This window comes from Pseudomonas sp. FW300-N1A1 (assembly GCF_058789115.1).
Genome location: NZ_JBYTBK010000092.1, coordinates 1 through 1214, shown reverse-complemented (window position 1 = coordinate 1214; position 1214 = coordinate 1). Strand labels below are relative to the sequence as shown.

Here is a 1214-nt window from a genome sequence, read left to right as displayed (position 1 = left end):
CCGGAAGTACCGTTGGCCGGGATCTTGACCACGGTGCCGTCGGACAGGGTGAATTCCAGCGGACCATGGGCGCCCATTGGCAAGCCAGCAGCGTTGGTCAGAGTGACGGTGTAAGTGATCTGGCCGCCTTCGGTGACAGTGGTTTTATCCACGGTCAGGGTGGCAGTGACTTCACTGATGGTGTCGCCGATGGTCACAGTAGCCTTGTCGCCGAGCACCAGGTTCTCGAAGGACTTGCCGTCGACCGTGGCGTTATCGATAGCGACTTCGACGGTCTGACCATCTTTGTAGACGTCATCGCCCTGAGCCTTGAGCTCGTACGGGGTCTCGGTGGTGCCGGCCTTGATCACGACGGTGTCGCCGTTGCTCAGGGTCACGGTCAGGTCCTGTTTCAGGACTTGGTCGACCTTGACGGTGAACTTCGGTGCGGCGTTTTCCAGCACGTCGCCGTTGCTTTCGATGGTGACGGTGATCTTGTCACCTTCGCCGGTCGGTTGGTCGGTGACGGTGGTGGTGTATTCGTCCTGGCCGAGGGTCAGCTTCTCGAACTGCTCCGCACCGGAAACGCTTTCCAGCTTGTTGACGATAGCCGGCTGGCCACCGGTGAAGATGTCATTGCTGGTGACGACCGTTGCGCTGCCGGTGGTGCTGTTGGCTGGCACGGTGATGGTGGTGCCATCACTGAGCTTGAAGGTCAGCTCGCCGTGGTTGCTCATTGGCAGGCCGGCGGCATTGGTCAGGGTCACGGTGTAGGTGACCGAACCGCCTTCGGTGACGGTGGTTTTATCCACAGTCAACGTAGCGACTACTTCAGTCACGGTATCGCCGATGGTCACGGCAGCCTTGTCGCCGAGCACCAGGTTTTCGAAGGACTTGCCGTCGACTGTGGCGTTATCGATGCCGACTTCGACGGTTTGGCCGTCTTTGTAGACGTCGTCGCCCTGAGCCTTGAGCTCGTAAGGGGTCTCGGTGGTGCCGGCCTTGATCACGACGGTATCGCCGTTGCTCAGGGTCACGGTCAAGTCCTGTTTCAGGACTTGGTCGACCTTGACGGTGAACTTCGGTGCGGCGTCTTCCAGCACATCACCGTTGCTTTCGATGGTGACGGTGATCTTGTCGCCTTCGCCGGTCGGTTGATCGGTGACGGTGGTGGTGTATTCGTCCTGGCCGAGGGTCAGCTTCTCGAACTGCTCGGCACCGCTGACGGATTCCAG

General features: G+C 60.0%; 1 protein-coding gene. It reads right to left on the bottom strand.

What is annotated here, in order from left to right; all coding sequences use genetic code 11:
• A partial coding sequence (locus AC3WQN_RS25430; protein WP_492606972.1) for an immunoglobulin-like domain-containing protein occupies nt 1–1214 on the bottom strand: 1214 nt, incomplete at both ends.